13 protein-coding genes and 3 pseudogenes are annotated in these 17444 nt (G+C 39.6%); 8 read left to right on the top strand and 8 right to left on the bottom strand.

Features of this window, described 5'->3' with window-relative positions:
- Window positions 1-129: 129 nt before the first annotated feature.
- The 7 genes and pseudogenes from H1P_RS20650 to H1P_RS37560 form a co-directional block, all read left to right on the top strand.
- Window positions 130-1251: pseudogene (locus H1P_RS20650) on the top strand (group II intron reverse transcriptase); the annotation flags it as partial.
- 627 nt (window positions 1252-1878) lie between these two features.
- The gene (locus H1P_RS38990; protein ID WP_144870883.1) at window positions 1879-2496 is read left to right on the top strand and encodes a FeoA family protein; all 618 of its coding nucleotides are present in this window, start codon (window positions 1879-1881) and stop codon (window positions 2494-2496) included.
- Between the two features lie 162 nt (window positions 2497-2658).
- Window positions 2659-5016: a Fe(2+) transporter permease subunit FeoB gene (gene feoB / locus H1P_RS20640; protein ID WP_144870881.1), complete on the top strand. Its 2358-nt coding sequence runs from the start codon at window positions 2659-2661 to the stop codon at window positions 5014-5016.
- 133 nt (window positions 5017-5149) lie between these two features.
- Window positions 5150-5423 (top strand): annotated as a pseudogene (locus H1P_RS38405) (YwiC-like family protein); the annotation flags it as partial.
- Between the two features lie 146 nt (window positions 5424-5569).
- A pseudogene (locus tag H1P_RS40110) lies at window positions 5570-5623 on the top strand (hypothetical protein); the annotation flags it as partial.
- A gap of 258 nt (window positions 5624-5881) precedes the next feature.
- Window positions 5882-6046, top strand: a complete 165-nt coding sequence (locus H1P_RS38395; protein WP_246141860.1) for a hypothetical protein — start codon at window positions 5882-5884, stop codon at window positions 6044-6046.
- A 261-nt stretch (window positions 6047-6307) separates the two neighbouring features.
- Window positions 6308-6604 carry a hypothetical protein gene (locus H1P_RS37560; protein WP_222427148.1) on the top strand — a complete coding sequence of 99 codons (297 nt, stop codon included), beginning with the start codon at window positions 6308-6310 and terminating at the stop codon, window positions 6602-6604.
- A 46-nt stretch (window positions 6605-6650) separates the two neighbouring features.
- Here H1P_RS37560 and H1P_RS20625 read toward each other — a convergent pair whose 3' ends face one another.
- The 8 genes from H1P_RS20625 to H1P_RS20590 all read right to left on the bottom strand — a co-directional run bounded on the left by H1P_RS20625 (window position 6651) and on the right by H1P_RS20590 (window position 16631).
- Complete coding sequence (locus H1P_RS20625; protein WP_246141859.1) at window positions 6651-7004, bottom strand: DUF5132 domain-containing protein; 354 nt, start codon at window positions 7002-7004, stop codon at window positions 6651-6653.
- 38 nt (window positions 7005-7042) lie between these two features.
- Window positions 7043-9265, bottom strand: a complete 2223-nt coding sequence (locus H1P_RS20620; protein WP_425461547.1) for a heavy metal translocating P-type ATPase — start codon at window positions 9263-9265, stop codon at window positions 7043-7045.
- A 210-nt stretch (window positions 9266-9475) separates the two neighbouring features.
- Entirely contained in the window at window positions 9476-10036 is a 561-nt protein-coding gene (locus H1P_RS20615) for an HMA2 domain-containing protein (RefSeq protein ID WP_144870877.1), read from the bottom strand.
- Window positions 10037-10126: 90 nt separating this feature from the next.
- Window positions 10127-10357: a FeoC-like transcriptional regulator gene (locus H1P_RS20610; RefSeq protein ID WP_144870874.1), complete on the bottom strand. Its 231-nt coding sequence runs from the start codon at window positions 10355-10357 to the stop codon at window positions 10127-10129.
- Between the two features lie 767 nt (window positions 10358-11124).
- Window positions 11125-11421 carry a 2Fe-2S iron-sulfur cluster-binding protein gene (locus tag H1P_RS20605; RefSeq protein WP_144870872.1) on the bottom strand — a complete coding sequence of 99 codons (297 nt, stop codon included), beginning with the start codon at window positions 11419-11421 and terminating at the stop codon, window positions 11125-11127.
- 1128 nt (window positions 11422-12549) lie between these two features.
- Entirely contained in the window at window positions 12550-15207 is a 2658-nt protein-coding gene (gene adhE / locus H1P_RS20600) for a bifunctional acetaldehyde-CoA/alcohol dehydrogenase (protein ID WP_144870870.1), read from the bottom strand.
- A gap of 100 nt (window positions 15208-15307) precedes the next feature.
- Window positions 15308-16060, bottom strand: a complete 753-nt coding sequence (pflA, locus tag H1P_RS20595) for a pyruvate formate-lyase-activating protein (RefSeq protein ID WP_144870868.1) — start codon at window positions 16058-16060, stop codon at window positions 15308-15310.
- Window positions 16061-16145: 85 nt separating this feature from the next.
- A complete protein-coding gene (locus tag H1P_RS20590; RefSeq protein WP_144870866.1) occupies window positions 16146-16631 on the bottom strand; it encodes a universal stress protein in 486 nt (161 codons plus the stop codon).
- A gap of 608 nt (window positions 16632-17239) precedes the next feature.
- Between H1P_RS20590 and H1P_RS20585 the strand changes: the two genes are divergently transcribed.
- Window positions 17240-17444 (top strand): 4Fe-4S cluster-binding domain-containing protein (locus H1P_RS20585; RefSeq protein ID WP_144870864.1); only part of this gene is annotated, 205 nt, incomplete at its 3' end.

Below are 17444 nucleotides of genomic sequence, written 5' to 3'. Positions count from 1 at the left end.
AAAAAAATTATGAATCAAGAGGGTTTTGGGGTGAAATAGGTTGAGTCTTATCAAAGGCTGTAAGCTAGACATTGCAATGGTTTCAAGGTTAGGTTGCGTCTGGTGACACGAACCTTCTATTTTCGCCCACACGAAGCACAATTTCATGAACGAAGCTATGGTTTTAGACCAGGAAGAAGCACACACGATGCCCAGAAAATCCTGTTCTTAAAGTTAAAAAGCGACAGAAATGGAATAAATAAGCGAGTCCTAGAAATAGACATCGCTAAATGCTTCGACCGTATAAGCCATAAGGCAATCTTAGACAGAGCTATAGCTCCTCAATTCATTATAGGCGGTTTACGCCGATGCCTCAAGAGTGGCACTAACCCACAATTCCCCAATCAAGGAACGCCTCAAGGTGGCGTAATAAGCCCACTTTTGGCGAATATCGCTCTCAACGGGATAGAAAAGATAGGGGAATACAGGTTAGCAGGAAAAACCGTTTCCAAATGTATAAGATACGCGGACGACATGGTTTTCGTACTAAAACCAAAAGATAGTGCGGAAAAAATACTTGCCAAAGTTGAAGAATTCCTGGCTGAAAGAGGAATGGAGGTCAGTCAGAAGAAGACCAAAGTAACAGTCTCGACAGGTGGATTTGACTTTCTCGGATGGACATTTTACGTCCAGAAGAACAACGGAAAGTTTAGAAGCATTCCCTCAGAGGATAACTTCAAAGCCTTCCGACAAAAAGTTAAACACATCGTCAACAACTCTAATTATGGTGCGGAAACAAAAGTGTCAAAACTTGCTCCAGTCGTGAGAGGATGGCGCAACTATCATAAATACTGCAAGATAGACGATTCTAGGTTCAGCTTATGGGATTTAGCCCACAGAACATTTCGTGTGTTCTTAAGACAAAAGACCATAAACCGATACCAAGCGGAAAAGATGATAAAAATCGCCTTTCCTTACGTTAAATACTCAGAGAACAAATTTGTCAATGTCAAAGGTGAAAAATCACCGTTTGACGGAGATATAAATTATTGGTCAAAGAGAAACAGCGTATTATACGATGGAGCAACAGCAAGGACACTTAGGAAACAAAATCATTCATGCGGATACTGTGGGTTGAAATTTCTTGAAGAAGAAAAAGTAGATTTACATCACATCGATGGTAATCACAACAACTGGGGTCAAAAGAATCTTCTCGCCATCCATAGAAGTTGTCATCATTATGTCCACATGAGCAAAAATCGGAAAGATTAAAGATATTCGGAAGCTGTATGCAAGGAAACTCGCACGTACAGATTTCAGAGAGAGGGGCGAGGCATGATAGCCTCCCTCGACTCTACCAATCCCACGCTTACTGTTTACAGAAGCGATGGGAGGTTCAAAAGACAGATGCTTTACTTTTTATATCAAACAATAGAACGCTATTTTTAAGCAGTGGAAGCTGTTTACATTTCTCTAGATATGGACTCCTGGTTATTTTAAGACTATAGGATAATTGCAACTTATCTATTTAAGTCTCCTGAAGCTCTAGATAGCTTTACTGAAAATGATTTTCCGCTTTACTGCATTTTTGGTACTGCTTATTTAGAATACTTTCTTTTCATAGAGAGTCCCACCCAAATCAATTAATGATTCTTTCTACTGCTCGTTATCTGCAAACGGTTAGTATCCCATCGCTTTGTCCAAAAATTAAATATCCATAAATTAATCGTACTTCTTTAATCAATCATGATACTACTTGAGTTATAGCAAACCAATAGTAAAAATTCTCAATAAGTATATTTAAGCAACGGTCATAGATTACAGCTAAATAATTACTCAAGTCTTACTGGGAAACAACAAGCTGGGGAATTCTCAAGGAATTAGGGAGAGAAGTACGCAATGAAATGGAGACACAATCATGGTAAACAACACCGTCATCAAGACGATAAAGAAGAGGATAAAGGAGAGTCACTCTCAACAAAAGACAACTCTGACCACCAACGCTCCCTAATGCCATTAGCCACAGCTAAATTAGGCGATCGCCTATGGATTGCTGGCTATAAAAACAAAGAGGGGATGAATCGGTTAGTGGGGATGGGATTAGCTCCAGGTATGGCGATCGAGGTGGTTCAAAATTTAGCGGGTAACTTACTGATTGCGCTGGGGGAAACTCGTATTGGTATTGATGGGGGGATGGCAAAACGAATTCTCGTATCGGATCGCCCTTTTGATTATTTAGTAGAAGTTCAAGAGGTGAATGAAATGGAAAGTAGTGCCACTACGTTAAAAGACTTACAGGTAAACCAACAAGGAAAAGTAACTCGTTTTGAGGCGACTGACGATGCTGCCAAGAAAGCTTACAAAAGAAAATTACTGGCAATGGGTTTAACTCCTGGGACAGAGTTTACTGTCACTCGTGTTGCTCCTTTGGGCGATCCTGTTGAAATCAAGGTGCGGGGCTTTAAATTAAGTTTGCGTAAGGATGAAGCTTCTGCATTGGTAGTTGAACCTTTATAGGTAATTCAGGAGCAGGAGTAACAACCGTAGAGACGAGGAATTAAGAAGTCTCTATAACTGTACAGAGGTTTCATGGAATGCCACGAACCACGAACAACTAATTAACTAATAACTAATAACTAATAACTAATAACTAATAACTAATAACTAATAACTAAACAAATGAAAAAACAGACAATCGCTTTAATTGGCAATCCCAACTGTGGTAAAACCACACTTTTTAACGATCTAACAGGTGCTAATCAGCGTACAGGAAATTGGCCAGGGGTAACGGTGGATCGCAAGGAAGGTAAATATAGTTATGACAACGTTGAAATTACGGTTATCGATTTGCCTGGGGTGTATTCTTTAGATGCGGAAGATGAAGGCACAGGACTAGATGAATTGATTGCACGGGATTATTTGTTAGAAGGAGAAGCGGATTTAATTATTAATATCGTCGATGCTTCTAATTTGGAACGCAACTTATATTTGACTACTCAGATTATGGAGATGCGCGTACCAATGGTAACAGCATTAAACATGATCGATATAGCAAGGGAGCGAGAATTAGATATTAATACCAATGAGCTTTCTCAGAGACTGGGTTGTTTGGTGATTCCCATCAGTGCTTTTTTAGGAGAAGGAATCACTCTGCTTAAAAGCAAAATTAATGAATTAATCAACAATCCTGGAAACCTGCCTACGGTGGTGGCTTACCCCGCAGTGATAGAAGACACTCTTAGTCAAATTGAACCCTTAGTTCAGAAAAAAGGACGTAATAAAAAGATTTCTACTAGGTGGTTTGCTCTTAAATTACTAGAATATGAAGACCGTGTAGCCCCTGAATTAAAGGGCAAAGAACTAGATCGCATTGTTATTGAAAATCGCCGTAAAATTCACCAGCTATTACACGAAGACATTGATATTATTGTTGCTGACAGTCGCTATGGCTTTATTCGCAACCTGATCCAAAGTTCAGTCAGACAGACTAGAGATATTAGTACTACAACATCGGATAAGATCGACCAGTTTGTCCTCAATCGTTGGATTGGCATTCCCCTATTTTTAGTGGTGATGTACCTGATGTTTTTTATTGCCATTAATGTTGGTGGTGCATTTATCGATTTCTTTGATATTTCTGTAGGTACTGTCTTTGTCGATGCCCCTCAAGCTTGGTTAGAGTCTCTTAACGCCCCAGGCTGGTTCATCGGTTTCATAACTTCTATCGGCGGTGGTATTCAAACTGTAGCGACTTTTATTCCCCAAATCGGTTTATTATTCGTCATTCTCTCAATCCTCGAAGACTCTGGTTATATGGCAAGGGCAGCCTTTGTGATGGATAAATTGATGCGCTTGGTGGGATTACCAGGAAAATCCTTTGTCCCGATGTTAGTGGGGTTTGGCTGTAACGTACCTGCAATTATGGCAACGCGGACACTAGAGAATAGGCGCGATCGCTTGATGACCATCATGATGAATCCGTTTATGTCTTGTGGGGCAAGACTGCCTGTATATGCGTTGTTTGCTGCTGCTTTCTTTCCTCGTAACGGGCAAAACCTGGTTTTTGGGCTGTATTTAATCGGTATTGCTGCTGCGATCTTTACTGGGCTAGTGATGAAAAACACCATCATGCAAGGAGAAGCTTCACCTTTTGTCATGGAGTTACCGCCCTATCACATTCCGAAGCCTAAAGGAATCGCGATCCGCGCTTGGGACAGACTCAGAGGATTTATTATCAGAGCAGGTAAAATAATCGTACTGATGGTGATGGTCTTGAGCTTGTTAAATTCCATTGGTACAGATGGCTCTTTTGGACAACAAGACAGTAAAGATTCGATTCTCTCTGCTACAAGTCAAGCAGTAACTCCCTTATTTGCGCCGATGGGGGTTAGTCAAGAAAACTGGCCCGCTACTGTAGGTATTTTTACAGGGGTATTTGCCAAAGAAGCAATGGTGGGGACTATCGATTCTCTTTACAGTCAGTTAGCAATCGAAGAGTCAGAAGAAGTAGCCGAAGAGTCAGGTTTTGATTTTTGGGGCGGTATTGGCGAGGCTTTTAGTAGTATTCCCGCTAATTTAGCAGATATTGGCAATCAAATACTCGATCCTGTGGGTTTAAATATTGGCAATGTAGAAGACCAAGAAGCTGTTGCCGAAGAACAAGAACTAGCAGTAGGTACATTTGGGCAGATGTCCCAAAGATTTAGCAGTCCGACAGCAGCTTTTGCCTATTTATTATTCGTGCTGATGTATTTTCCTTGTGTTGCTGCCACAGGTGCAGTTTACCGCGAAACTAATTTAGGTTGGACGCTATTGGTTGCACTTTGGACTACAGGTTTGGGTTATTGGGTAGCAGTAATGTTCTATCAAATTGCTACTTTTTCTCAACATCCAGGTTCTTCTTTAAGTTGGACGATCGGTGGAGTAGTAACTATGGCAGGAACAATTTTCCTATTCAAGTTAGCCCAGAGTCCCCGTAGCATTTCTCTTGATCGCGATCGCTCACAACAGAGGTCTAAAACCACAACTCGCGTTTAAAAAGTTCTGACTAGAATTTGCTGAAGAGGTATCATCGCATTATGGGGTAAAGTATTCACAAATTAGGAACAAGAAAAGTTGCTAAAACTTAATTACTTATTCCCCATTTCTGATTTCCTATTCCCGATCGATAATGACACCGCACCGTGTAGCGGATCTCTTCGAGATCGCAATTCATTCTCCCTCACCGAAGTCCCAACAATGGTATCGTCCTACGGTTTCCCCAGAACATGGGGTCTACGTGATGCTAATGGTATCATTCCTCACGGGGGCTGCTGCTGCACAGCAATGGAGTTGGCAAACAACCCCTGGCTCTCGTCTGCGCCTTTTGTGGCTTTCAAGCAGAGCATCCACTGGTATGGCAAATTAAACAGCGTAAAACTGGGAAACCGAGATTATTACTGTGGGCAAGTCTTTACGGCGGTATAGCAGTAGCGATCGCGCAGTGGCTCGCTTCGCGAGATCGCTCTATGGCTAGTGTGGCACAATTCGGCTCTATTTTCCCTGCTACTCATTTACAGTCTAGCGATCAGGCGAAGCCTGCCACTGCGCGATCGCTGCTTTAATCTTCGATCTAGTTTCAGTTTGGCATCGTCAACAAAAATCAAGACTTAATGAACTGGTAACATTTGCTGCTGTTTGTCTGTCAGCCCCATTAGCACATACAGTAACCATTGGCACAATTTCTCATGTAGCGATCGCTATTGGGATACTTAACACTTTATTTTTCTCCAGTGCTATTTTTACGGTTAAATTACGAAAAACTAAAACTGCTTCAATTATTCCAGGTATAATCTTTCATAGTATTGGAAGTGCGATCGTTCTGCTACTTTGGCTGATTGGATGGTTATCACCTATTACAGCCTTGGCATTTGGGGTAGCCCTAGTAGAGTTTATCTTGATTCTTTGGCAAAAGAACTGGTACTGTGCCACTAATATCCAGCAAGTGGCATTGTTAGAAACATCTTCAAGTTTTACTTTTTTCGCAATTGTCGCTTTTTCCGTGCTACCAGCCCATCTACCTGGGTAGTAAAGCTAACAATATATATATTTATTCACTTATCAAGAAATTTTTTTATTATCTAGATTTCTACTTGCCCATATTTAAATGAATAGTCAAGCCGTTATATACGCCACGCTAAGGTGTTGGGGGAGAGAAAATTCCTCTGTGAATCAAGGAGATTGAAATGTGGAATTGTGGTTTGTTTTTTTTCTGTAAACTTGGCTATAGATAATTATTATCAAGTAGAATAAAATAAAAGAATGCTATTTTGACCAACGGAATCAAATTATGTCATTAATTCATTGGGATAGATCCGTACTTTCGTTTCACCTCAAAGAAATTGTCGAAGATGGCGATGGAAGTAATCCTGTGGCATTGGCGGGATTAAGCGCGATCGCTGTAACTTCTCTTCTCGTCCCTGCGGTAACCAAGCTGGGCAAACCTTTTATCAAGGCAGCAATCAAAAACAGTCTATCTCTCGATCGAGAAAGTACGGCATTATCAGTTAACTCTTCAAGTACTGAATTAACTAGAATTTGGCAGCAAGCAGCGATCGCGCAGTGGCAGGCTTCGCCTGATCGCTAGTCAAAAGAAATAATGCTAATCGGATTAGCTCAAAACATTCAACTAATCAGTTGCCTTGAGTTTCATTACTGTTACTAGCTGCATTCATTAAGCCTGATGCCACACTTATTTTTTGAGCTTGTTCGGCTGCTGCTTCGGCTTTGGCTTCAGCGACAATATCACCAATGACTTCTCCTGTTTCTGCGATCGCTCCTTTGGTTTTTTCATAAAAGCCGACACCACTTTTAATTGCTGCTTTAGCTAAGGGTTTCATTAAAGGTAATACTGCGGGGGCTAAAACTGCCACACCCATGCCAATTGCTAAAGTCTGCATAGGGTTATTTCTGTAAGCGTTTTGAACTTGATTAAGGACAGAATTTTGATTAGGGACAGGGTTGTTGACTGGTTGCATTTCAGACATATTAATACTTGCTCCTCGAATTAAGCGATTTTTTTGATCTAGGGTAACTGGAAATCCCAGTGATTTTGTTCCTCTAACTGATGCTGTACCAGAGGACGAAGACTGTTTAGTCCAGCAGCGATCGCCGAACCATTGTGAATTATTGTAGCGATGAGGGGATTTAGTCCCACTGTAGAAGCCAAACCCAAAGCCATTAAATTAGGCGCAACTACTAACAGAGTATTTTGCTCGATTAGCTTTTTGGTTTCGGTGGCAATATTCAAAGCCTGTGCCAAACTAGCTAGATCGTTATCCATCAACACCACATCAGCTATTTCTCTGGCAATATCGGAACCATTGGCAAAAGATATGGACACATCGGCATAAGCAAGAGCAACTGAATCATTCAAGCCATCACCAACAAAGGCTACTGTTTTCCCTGCCAGCTTTAGCTCGCGAACGATCGCTGCTTTTTGTTCGGGAAAAGCTTGGGCATGGACTTGAGAGAGGGGAATGTTTAATTCCTCTGCTACTATTTTAGCTCTTTGGTGGTTATCCCCTGTCAATAAGTGAATTTTTTTACCAGAGACTTGGAGAGATTGAATTAAAGCTGGACTTTCGTCGCGTAGAGGATCGGCATATTTAATTACCCCTTGAAACTCTCCATCACAAGCCACATAGATTAAAGATAACCAGGCTGAAGTAGCAGATTTTTGTTCGAGATCGCAGAGATGACGCAAGGGAATAGCTCTGGTTTCCCAGTCTGCTAAACTAATATTTTCTTGACTTAAAAAGCGATCGCTGCCTACTAAAACTTCTTTATCTTCTACTGTTGCGCGAATACCTAGACCAACTTCATAATTCCATTGTTGACGACGGGGAATATCGATATTTTGACTTTGAGCATAATTGTTAATTGCCTCTGCTACAGGATGGGTAATTCTTTGTTCGGCAGCAGCAGCCAAGGCTAATACTTGTTCTGCGGACATTCTGCCTGGGATGGTTTGAATGCCGACTACGGTTAGTTGTCCTTGGGTTAAAGTTCCCGTTTTATCAAAGACAACTGTATCTACTTCTGCTAACTGTTCGATAGTTCTGCCACTGCGTACTAAAATACCGTGCCGTGTATTGTGGTTTAATGCGCTGAGAAATGCTGTAGGCATAGAAACGCGGATACCTGTCACAAAATCCAAAGTTAAGATAGAGGCTGCCCTGGCAGGTTCTCTGGTAACACCTAAAACCACACCAGCTAAAGCCAGAGAAGGTAAAATCAACTTATCTGCTACCTGTGCTGCATAATTTGCCATCCGAGTATCGTGTACGGGGGCATTTTGCAGTAGTTCCATACTGGCAGCAGCGCGAGTCTGTTTTCCTACCCTATCAGCACGAATGTAAATCTGTCCCGAACGCACCAAAGTTGAAGCATAAACCTTTGTTCCTACATTAGCAACGATGGGCATTGATTCTCCTGTAAGCTGCTGTTGGTCAACTGTAGCTAGACCTTTAAGAACTTCTCCATCTACAGGAATTTGTTCCCCAGGATAGACAGTTACAGTTTCTCCTGGTTGTACGAGATCGCTCTTTATTTGTACGGGTTTTTCTGACCTAATTACCCAAGCAAAATGTCCAATGGCATCAAGTAAATCTGCGGTTTGGGTTTCTGTGGAACGAGCAGTGCGCTCGCGTATCACATCCCCTAGTTCGTGGAGAGTAATTACTAAGGCGGGAGTCGCTAATCTTCCTTGTCCATAACTTAAACTCAATGCTAATAAGTCTAAACAATCAATATTTATTTTGCGATCGCGCAAAAGACTCTGACTGGCTTTTTTCACTACGGGCAAAGTAACAGCTACTAGACTAGCAAGAGCAACTGGGCGTAACCAAATTAATCGGCTTTGATTACTCAACCAACTAACAATTGTGGTGAAGATGGGTAATGCTAAACTCGACCAACTTTCCAGTTCAGAAGCTTTATTTTTAGTAGGGTGGGCAATGCCCTCCTGACGATTAGTTGTTCCTGCTTGTTGAATTAACTGCGCTAAATTAGAAGCTATTTCTGTGAGAGAATCCCCTGTGTAGTAATATACGATCGCCACTGAAGCTGCAACTCGATTTACCCTCACTCCCCTAATGCCAGATTGAGCCAATAAAAATTGCTGAAGATTAGCTGCATAATCGGGATGATCTTTTAAATGAGAAATCCGAAATCTGACTCTGCCTGGGATATGATGCACCAAAGAAAGTAAAGGGCGATCGACTTCGCTCTTTTTTGTGTCAGTTATAGGTAGGGAGTTATTCAAATACTCGATCCTTAATTCTCGATTCTCTTTCTGAGATTTTTTGCCCTTTTTATACTGTTTCTTAGTCTTTTTCTGGTGCTTTTTGCTCTTTTTATTTTTTGCCATCAATGACGAATAACGAATTATCATCGTACAGACGTTCCGACGAAACGTCTCTTCTAATAACTGTAAGGGCTAGGCATTACCTTGCCCCTATCTAGAAACTTGATGTTCCTGTCGAACAGTATTGATAATCCCCATCAAACGCATTCCTATTTCCCAATCAGACAGTCCTTGATTATCATAATTAATCGCGATCGAAGCTGCTGCGCGATTGATCCGAACACGGTTAACATACTCATCAGCATTTAAAGCTTGTTGTAAACGCTGGGCAAAATCAGCATCAAGAGCTAACTGTGGCATTTTCAAACGAACTCTTCCAGGTACAGCATGAGCTATCGCACAATCTGGGAGATTTGTTTCTGATGCTGAACTCTCTTCCTGACTCGCACTGATATTATTGCTTTCGGTTACTGTGGATGTTGGTTCTTGTTTGAGTTGGGTAAATATTTGACGCGCCAAACTTGCCACCAACAAGTTGACGAGCAGGGCGTTTGCTCCTCGTAATTTCAATTGACTGGTAATAAATATACCGCACGCCACGGGAAGAATCGTTTCAATCTCTCCATGTTCTTTTAAAAATGTTCCTAGTTGGGGGGTTATATCTTCTGGCGAGAGATTACTAAAATTATTAGTTGCAGTTGTAGCTGTCATGGCTATGATTTACTCCTACTCTTTACTAGGTTAAGAAAAAATTGGCTTTAAGTAAATAAAATTTTAAATAGTCTTTTGTTTCTATAGAAATCAATGACTAGCTCGATCTATCCACTCATAAAATTCTAGTGTTTCAGGATTACAACTCGTACAACTGTGGCATTTTTCTGCTTTTGATAACTTGCGCACCCTACCTTTTTTAATTAACTTGTTTAACATCTGTCTCAGTGCATCTCCATCCATATGGAAATGCTGTTCCATTTCTGCTAAAGAGACGCGATGGTAATTGATTAGGAAGTTTTGGATCTCTGTGAGAATCATCTTAATTTCCGCGATAATTATGAGAAGAATTATTTTGAGAATTTATCGCGATCGAGTGTTTTGATAAACACTATCTATTCTTAAAATAGAGATATAATGTGACTATATTGAGTATGTTTTATTAACTGTTTTAAGGAATATTAAAATTTTTTCATTCAACACCGCTATTAGAGATGCTTTTATCCGAAGGTGTATCCTTTAGGACTAACCCCAAGTCTCTCTCGCGGTCAAATAAGTCACAGTTTTGTAGATAATCTTTCTCATTCAATAATATCAGTAAGATACCAGAAAAGATTCGCGATTAATATAGATGTTAATAAAGGCTTAATCTTATTTAGTATTTCCTCTTACAGCTAACGCCAACTTATCGGAGTCTCGTAAAGTCCTTTATTCTTGAAGGAGGGCAAACTAAGCGGAACTTGTACCCATCGCATTGAGGTATAAACGGAATCGAGACAATCTATGATTGAGCATTATTAAGCAGTTGGACAAAATTAATTTCCTATTTGAGAGAGGCAATAGGCACGCTTGTAATAGGCAATAGAGAAAGCTAAATGTGTAATTAATTCTGTCTGGGTACTTAGCTTTAATCAAACTCAAAGGCGGATAAGTTGTTCAACCACTGGGAAAACTGCCCAAAAAGAAACGTCTTATTAATAACGCTCTCACAGAAGGATTTAACCAAAACACGATCGCCTTTAATTTAAGAAACGCCAGATATTTTGACTCAATCATCCCTGATTAAATTTATCGCGTTTTACTATCTATTAAAGATATTCACCCAGATCGATCTCAATAGTGCAGTTAGAAGTAGGTTTAGCAACACAAGTTAGCACATAGCCTTCCTCAATTTGTTCCTCGCTTAAAAATATTTGTTCTGATTGATCTACAGTGCCAGAGATCATCTTACCCTGACAAGTAGCACAAGCACCTACCACACATTCAAAGGGAATTTTAATCCCCTCTTCGACAGCTTCCGAAAGAATATACTCATTATCGGGAATGGCGATCGTTTTTTGAAAGTTTTTGCTGTTATTAATTAAAGTGACATTATAAGTGGTCATAGTTTACTCTTGAAAACTAATTGCATACATTTTGAATTCTTTGATTATTGGTCTTTTGTTTGCTGACAAAGGACGAAAAACGGGCAGTAAGTACCTGGGCATAATTAATTGTGTATTTTGGCATAGCAGAGGGAGCAGGGGAAGCAGGGGAGCGGGGGGGGGAAAGATTAATGTGAGGACACTTCATTAATGTACAAATAATTTTGCTTACCTACTTATAAAAATCCAGGGAAATTTCAGACGAGATACCCTCACAAATAACAACTATGTACTGCTGGTCTAAATTAAAAAACTTATATCAGACAATTTTGTGAAGGTGATAATTTTCAACTCAGATCAAATTGATTAAGGTTGTACTCGGATGATGAAAACCTATAGAGGAGGATAAGCAACATCATTTTTTTGGGGCAAGGTACGAGTATTTTTATCCAGAAGCGCGGGGATTTTGAGTAGGTTTGTAGAACGGAAAGCAATTTAAGCTCAAAGTCAATTAAGATCCTAATTTAAAGCAATTATCTAATTAAAATTTGAAGCGATCGCTTTTTTCTAGTACCATCTCTTTTCGCATCTAGTAGTCCACCAAATTAATTCTGTTTGATACAGTACAGCGATCGCTATTTAGCGATCTTCGAGTTATTTTTAAGTGTTGAGTTTGGTTAGAGTCTTGCTCTCTCACTGCGCTCATCATACACAATCTCAATTCCACCACGAAATAAGATAATTGCGATCGCTGTACCGATAATTAAATCGGGAAAACGAGAATTAGGGGAAAACTTGATTTAAAGTAATTATCCATACTTGAAATAAAACGATCATCAAGTCTAATTAAGAGAAATGATTGTAATGTTAATTATCTTGAAAAATAAATTCAAAATGCTAAATCGGATTTTGTTACCTGAATTATCAAAGGGTGGGCATTGCCCACCCTACAATCTTAATTCCGTCTCTTCAAGACAGAATAACCATCAAACGAAGCCAAAATATGGAAATTTAACCAGCTATAAGCTTTGTTTAATTCCTCCACTTAAAGAAGTGGAATAAGGCATAGTGGTGGGTAAAATTGCTCTCACTATGCAAGTCTTGCTAATAGCTTATAGCCTATAGCTTATAGCTAATCGCGTAGCGATTTTAAGATACCCCCGCCATACTTTGATTATCTTGTGGGGTTTCTGTCTCAGGATGGTACATTGTGGCATCTATCTTACAACCGCGATATGCAAGGGTGTAAAGTTCTTTCAAGTCTTTAATCAGAGGATAGCGGGGATTTGAGCCAGTACATTGGTCATCAAAAGCTTGTTCGGCTAATTCTTCGACTTGTTCGTAGAACTCTTTTTCTTCTCCTGGTAAGGCTTCTTTAATAGTCAGGGGAATATTGATTTCTACTTTGAGATTATCGATCGCTTCAACTAATTTTTCTACTTTCTCGTCAGGAGTATTCCCTCCTAAATGTAGATGATCGGCAATTTCAGCATAACGTTCTTTAGCATGGGGGTATTCGTATTGGGGGAAGATAGCCTGTTTAAACGGTGCATCGGTGGAATTATAGCGAATGACGTGGGTAATCATCAGCGCATTGGCTAAACCGTGAGGGACATGAAAAGTAGAACCTAGTTTGTGTGCCATGGAGTGACAGATGCCTAAGAAAGAATTGGCAAATGCCATCCCTGCAATGGTAGCTGCGTAGTGAACTTTTTCTCTGGCTTGAGGATCTTTGGCACCCAGTTGATAAGCGCGAGGCAAGTATTTAATCAGTAAGGCGATCGCTTGTAAAGCCAAACCATCGGTATATTCTGTCGCTAGTACTGAGACATAGGCTTCTAAGGCATGGGTCAAAGCATCGATCCCACCAAAAGCTGTGAGGGATTTGGGCATATTTAAGACCAATTCGGGATCGACAATTGCCATACTGGGAGTTAAGGCATAGTCGGCAAGGGGATATTTAATACCCGTGCGGTCGTCAGTTACTACGGCGAAGGGTGTTACTTCCGAACCAGTACCAGAAGTAGTGGGAATTGCTACCATTTCCGCTTTTTTCCCTAAAGTTGGTAACTCATATACCCTTTTGCGGATATCCATAAATCTGGTAGCGATGCCATCGAATTCGACTTCGGGATGTTCGTACATCAACCAAATTACCTTGGCTGCATCCATAGGGGAACCGCCACCAAAGGCAATGATAACATCGGGCTGGAAGGTATTGACCCTAGCTAATCCCATTTCGATAGTGGAAAGATTGGGATCGGGTTGAACATCATAAAATATTTGATGTTCGATGTTCATTTCTTCTAAGACTTCAGTTACTTCCTTGATCATGCCCATATCAAATAAGGGCTTGTCGGTAATGATAAATGCCCGTTTTTTACCCTCTAAATCTCTCAAAGCTACGGGCAAAGAACCGTATTTGAAATAAATTTTGGGTGGTACGCGAAACCAGAGCATATTTTCTCTTCGTTCGGATACGGTTTTGATGTTGAGTAGATGGTGAACGGTAACGTTTTCACTGACCGAATTACCACCCCAAGTACCACAACCCAGGGTTAGGGAGGGGTCTAACTTGAAGTTATACAAATCACCAATTGCCCCTTGGGAAGAAGGCGTATTAATTAACACCCTACCCGTGGAGACGTGGGAATCAAAATAGTCAATGCGATCGTGATTACTAGGAGTAGTATATAGTACAGAGGTATGTCCCCGTCCGCCCAATAAAATCAGTTCTTCAGCTTTTGCTGTGGCTGCTTTAAAATCTGCCACCCGATACATTCCCAAGACAGGAGATAATTTTTCAATGGAAAATGGTTCTTGAGCACCTACCCCGTCAATTTCCCCAATTAAAACCTTGCTTCCTAATGGTACTTCTATTCCTGCTAGTTCTCCGATTTGAACGACAGATTGACCGACGATTGCTGCGTTAATATGTCCATCTTTAATTAAGACTTCACCTACCCTTGACTGTTCTTCAGCAGTCAAAAAATAAGCCCCTCTGAGGACAAATTCTTGTTTAACGCGCTCATAAATTTCATCGACTACAATCACCGATTGTTCCGAAGCGCAAATCATGCCGTTGTCGAAGGTTTTACTCAATAAAATTGAGCTTACGGCTAATTTAATCTCGGCTGTTTCATCAATTACGGCGGGTGTATTACCTGCACCAACACCTAAAGATGGTTTACCTGAAGAATAGGCAGCTTTTACCATTCCAGGACCACCAGTAGCCAGGATTAGGTTTATATTGGGATGTTGCATTAAAGCTTGAGAAAGCTCTACTGATGGCGCATCAATCCAACCGATAATATCTTCTGGCGCACCTGCTTTTACCGCAGCATCTAAAACTGTTTTAGCTGCGTCGATCGTACATTCTTGAGCTCTGGGATGGGGAGAAAAGATAATTGCGTTGCGAGTTTTGAGCGCGATTAAAGCTTTAAAAATTGCGGTGGAAGTTGGATTCGTTGTGGGGACAATTCCCGCTAATATTCCCACTGGTTCGGCGATTTTTTGAATGCCATAATGGGAATCTGATTCGACTACACCACAGGTAGCTTCATGTTTATATTTGTTGTAGATAAATTCTGAAGCAAAATGGTTTTTAATCACCTTATCTTCAACGATCCCCATACCTGTCTCCCTAACAGCTAATTTAGCAAGGGGAATCCGTTTTTCGTTAGCTGCTAAAGCTGCTTGTTTGAATATTTTATCTACTTGCTGTTGAGTAAAACTAGCATATTTACTTTGAGCAACTTTGACTTTTTGAATCAGAGTATTTAGTTCTTCGAGGTTGGTGACTTTCATTTATGATTGTTAATGGTTGGTGGTTGGTTAGTCATTAGTTAGTTGTCATTGGCTTCTAAACGAAAGCTCAAAAACAAAGGACAAAAGAAAAATAACTAAATCAATAAGCTTTAATGTTGTATTCTTGAAAAATCTTTCTGGCTGTGGCAACTAGTGCTGGGGATGCGGGGGGCGTATCTTTAAGCTGGTATTCGTAGCCTAGCTGTTCCCACTTATATTCTCCCATTTTGTGAAAGGGTGAAATTTCCACTCGTTCGATATTATTTAATCCCGATATAAACTCCGCTAAACCCCTAATATTTTGAGGAGGATCGGTAAGATTGGGGACTAGAACAAATCTCAGCCAAACTGGTTTATTAATATCACTTAAATAACGAGCAAAATTCAATGTAGGTTCGAGTGAAACGCTAGTAACTTGATGATATATTTTAGGGTCAAAAGATTTTATATCTAATAATACTAAATCTACATAGTCTAATACTGGTTTTGCTGTTGCTAATTTGACATAACCAGAAGTATCTAAAGCAGTATGAATTCCTAACTCTTGACAAGCAATAAAAATCTCTTTGATAAACTCTGGCTGCATTAAAGGTTCACCGCCAGTTATGGTTACTCCTCCTCCAGAAGATTTCATGTAAGAGCGATATTTTTGGATATCTGCAATCAATTCATCAACTGTGACTTCTTTACCATCATCGGGATGGCGACAGTCGGGATTATGGCAATAAAGGCATCTTAAGGGACATCCCTGGGTAAAGACAATATAGCGAATTCCAGGACCATCGACAGTCCCACAAGTTTCAATAGAATGAATTCTGCCTTTAGTTTTTGATTGAGAAGTTGTTGTTGTCATTGATTGCTAATTATTGGTTATTAGTTATTTATTGTAATGTGAGCAACTAAAGACAAACGACAAAAGACTATGTATGGACACAAGACTAATTAGCCTGTTGGTGAACAAGCATCACATCGCAGGGAACATTATGAGAAACATAGTTACTGACACTACCTATCAATAATTCACTCAAACCTTTTCTACCGTGACTACCAATAACGATTAAATCGGCTTCCCATTCTTGAGCGTATTTGCAGATTTGACGTTCTGGTTGACCGATTTCTTGAACGAGTTCTGCTGAAACCCCAACTTGTGCAGCTTGTTCTACCAAAGATTGCAAATCATCAAAGTTATTTTCTACCAATAGCTGCCATTTCTCTTGTTTAATTTCATTGATAGTCGAAGCATTTTGTGAATAATAGCCACTACCAGTTAATGAGACGGTGTCTCTATATTCTGCTTCTGAAGAAGAAATTACATTAAATAACTGTAATTCGGCATTAAATGCCTTAGCTATTGATAAACTTTGTTGAAAAGCTTTTTGACTAAGTGGGCTATTATCTAATGCCACGATAATCTTGCGATACATTGATTATCTCCTGGAGTTACAAGTTAATGATTTATCAAAAAATTAATTGTGTAATTGATTCCTATTTTTTTCTGGAATAAGTTAAGAGGAAGCTAGACGATAATCAAGTTATTGGTTTCATATCATATCAAGTTGGTTTTTGTCTTCAATCTCAGTTAACTTATTTTAGTTCTCACTATACCTTCATCATAAAAAACATTTTGGTGATTAACCCATATTTTTAAGGTTTTCTTGATAAATCAAAATGCAATTAATAATTTGATTAGCTCTCTATTTAGCGATCGCACAATAATTAAAAAATAATTAACAAGTAATCATCTATATATAGCTATATCATACTTAATGAGGTACAAAAATTTTTTTAGCGATCTTTAACCAAAAATAACCAACTTATAACTTACGCTTTTCAAGCAATAATATATTACTTTTTAAGTATTTGGATTAAAAAAGTTAAAAATACAATTATTAAACAAAAATTATTCTGATTGATTATTATTATGAAAGTAAATATTTCGTTATTATAGAGGCAAAAGTTAATTATTATTATAGAGGTGAATCTATACAAGTTAACTTGCCTTACAATTAGCTAGTAAAAAACGCCAAATAATATGAGTAAAACAAAATTCGATCCTTATCTTAAGCTATTAGAAATTCCCCCAGGACACCTTAATATCATGGGTTACATTGATGAATCAGAAGTAAATGGCCCTGGTAGTCGGGCAGTAGTTTGGTTACAAGGATGTCAAAGAGAGTGTGATGGCTGTTTTAATACTGACTCTTGGTCATTTGAAATCAATCAGTTAATTTCTGTGG

Origin of the sequence: Hyella patelloides LEGE 07179 (assembly GCF_900659865.1) — a bacterium.
GTDB classification, from domain to species: domain Bacteria; phylum Cyanobacteriota; class Cyanobacteriia; order Cyanobacteriales; family Xenococcaceae; genus Hyella; species Hyella patelloides.
Note: the sequence above shows the minus strand (reverse complement) of the source record. Positions and strands in the feature narration are given on the sequence as shown.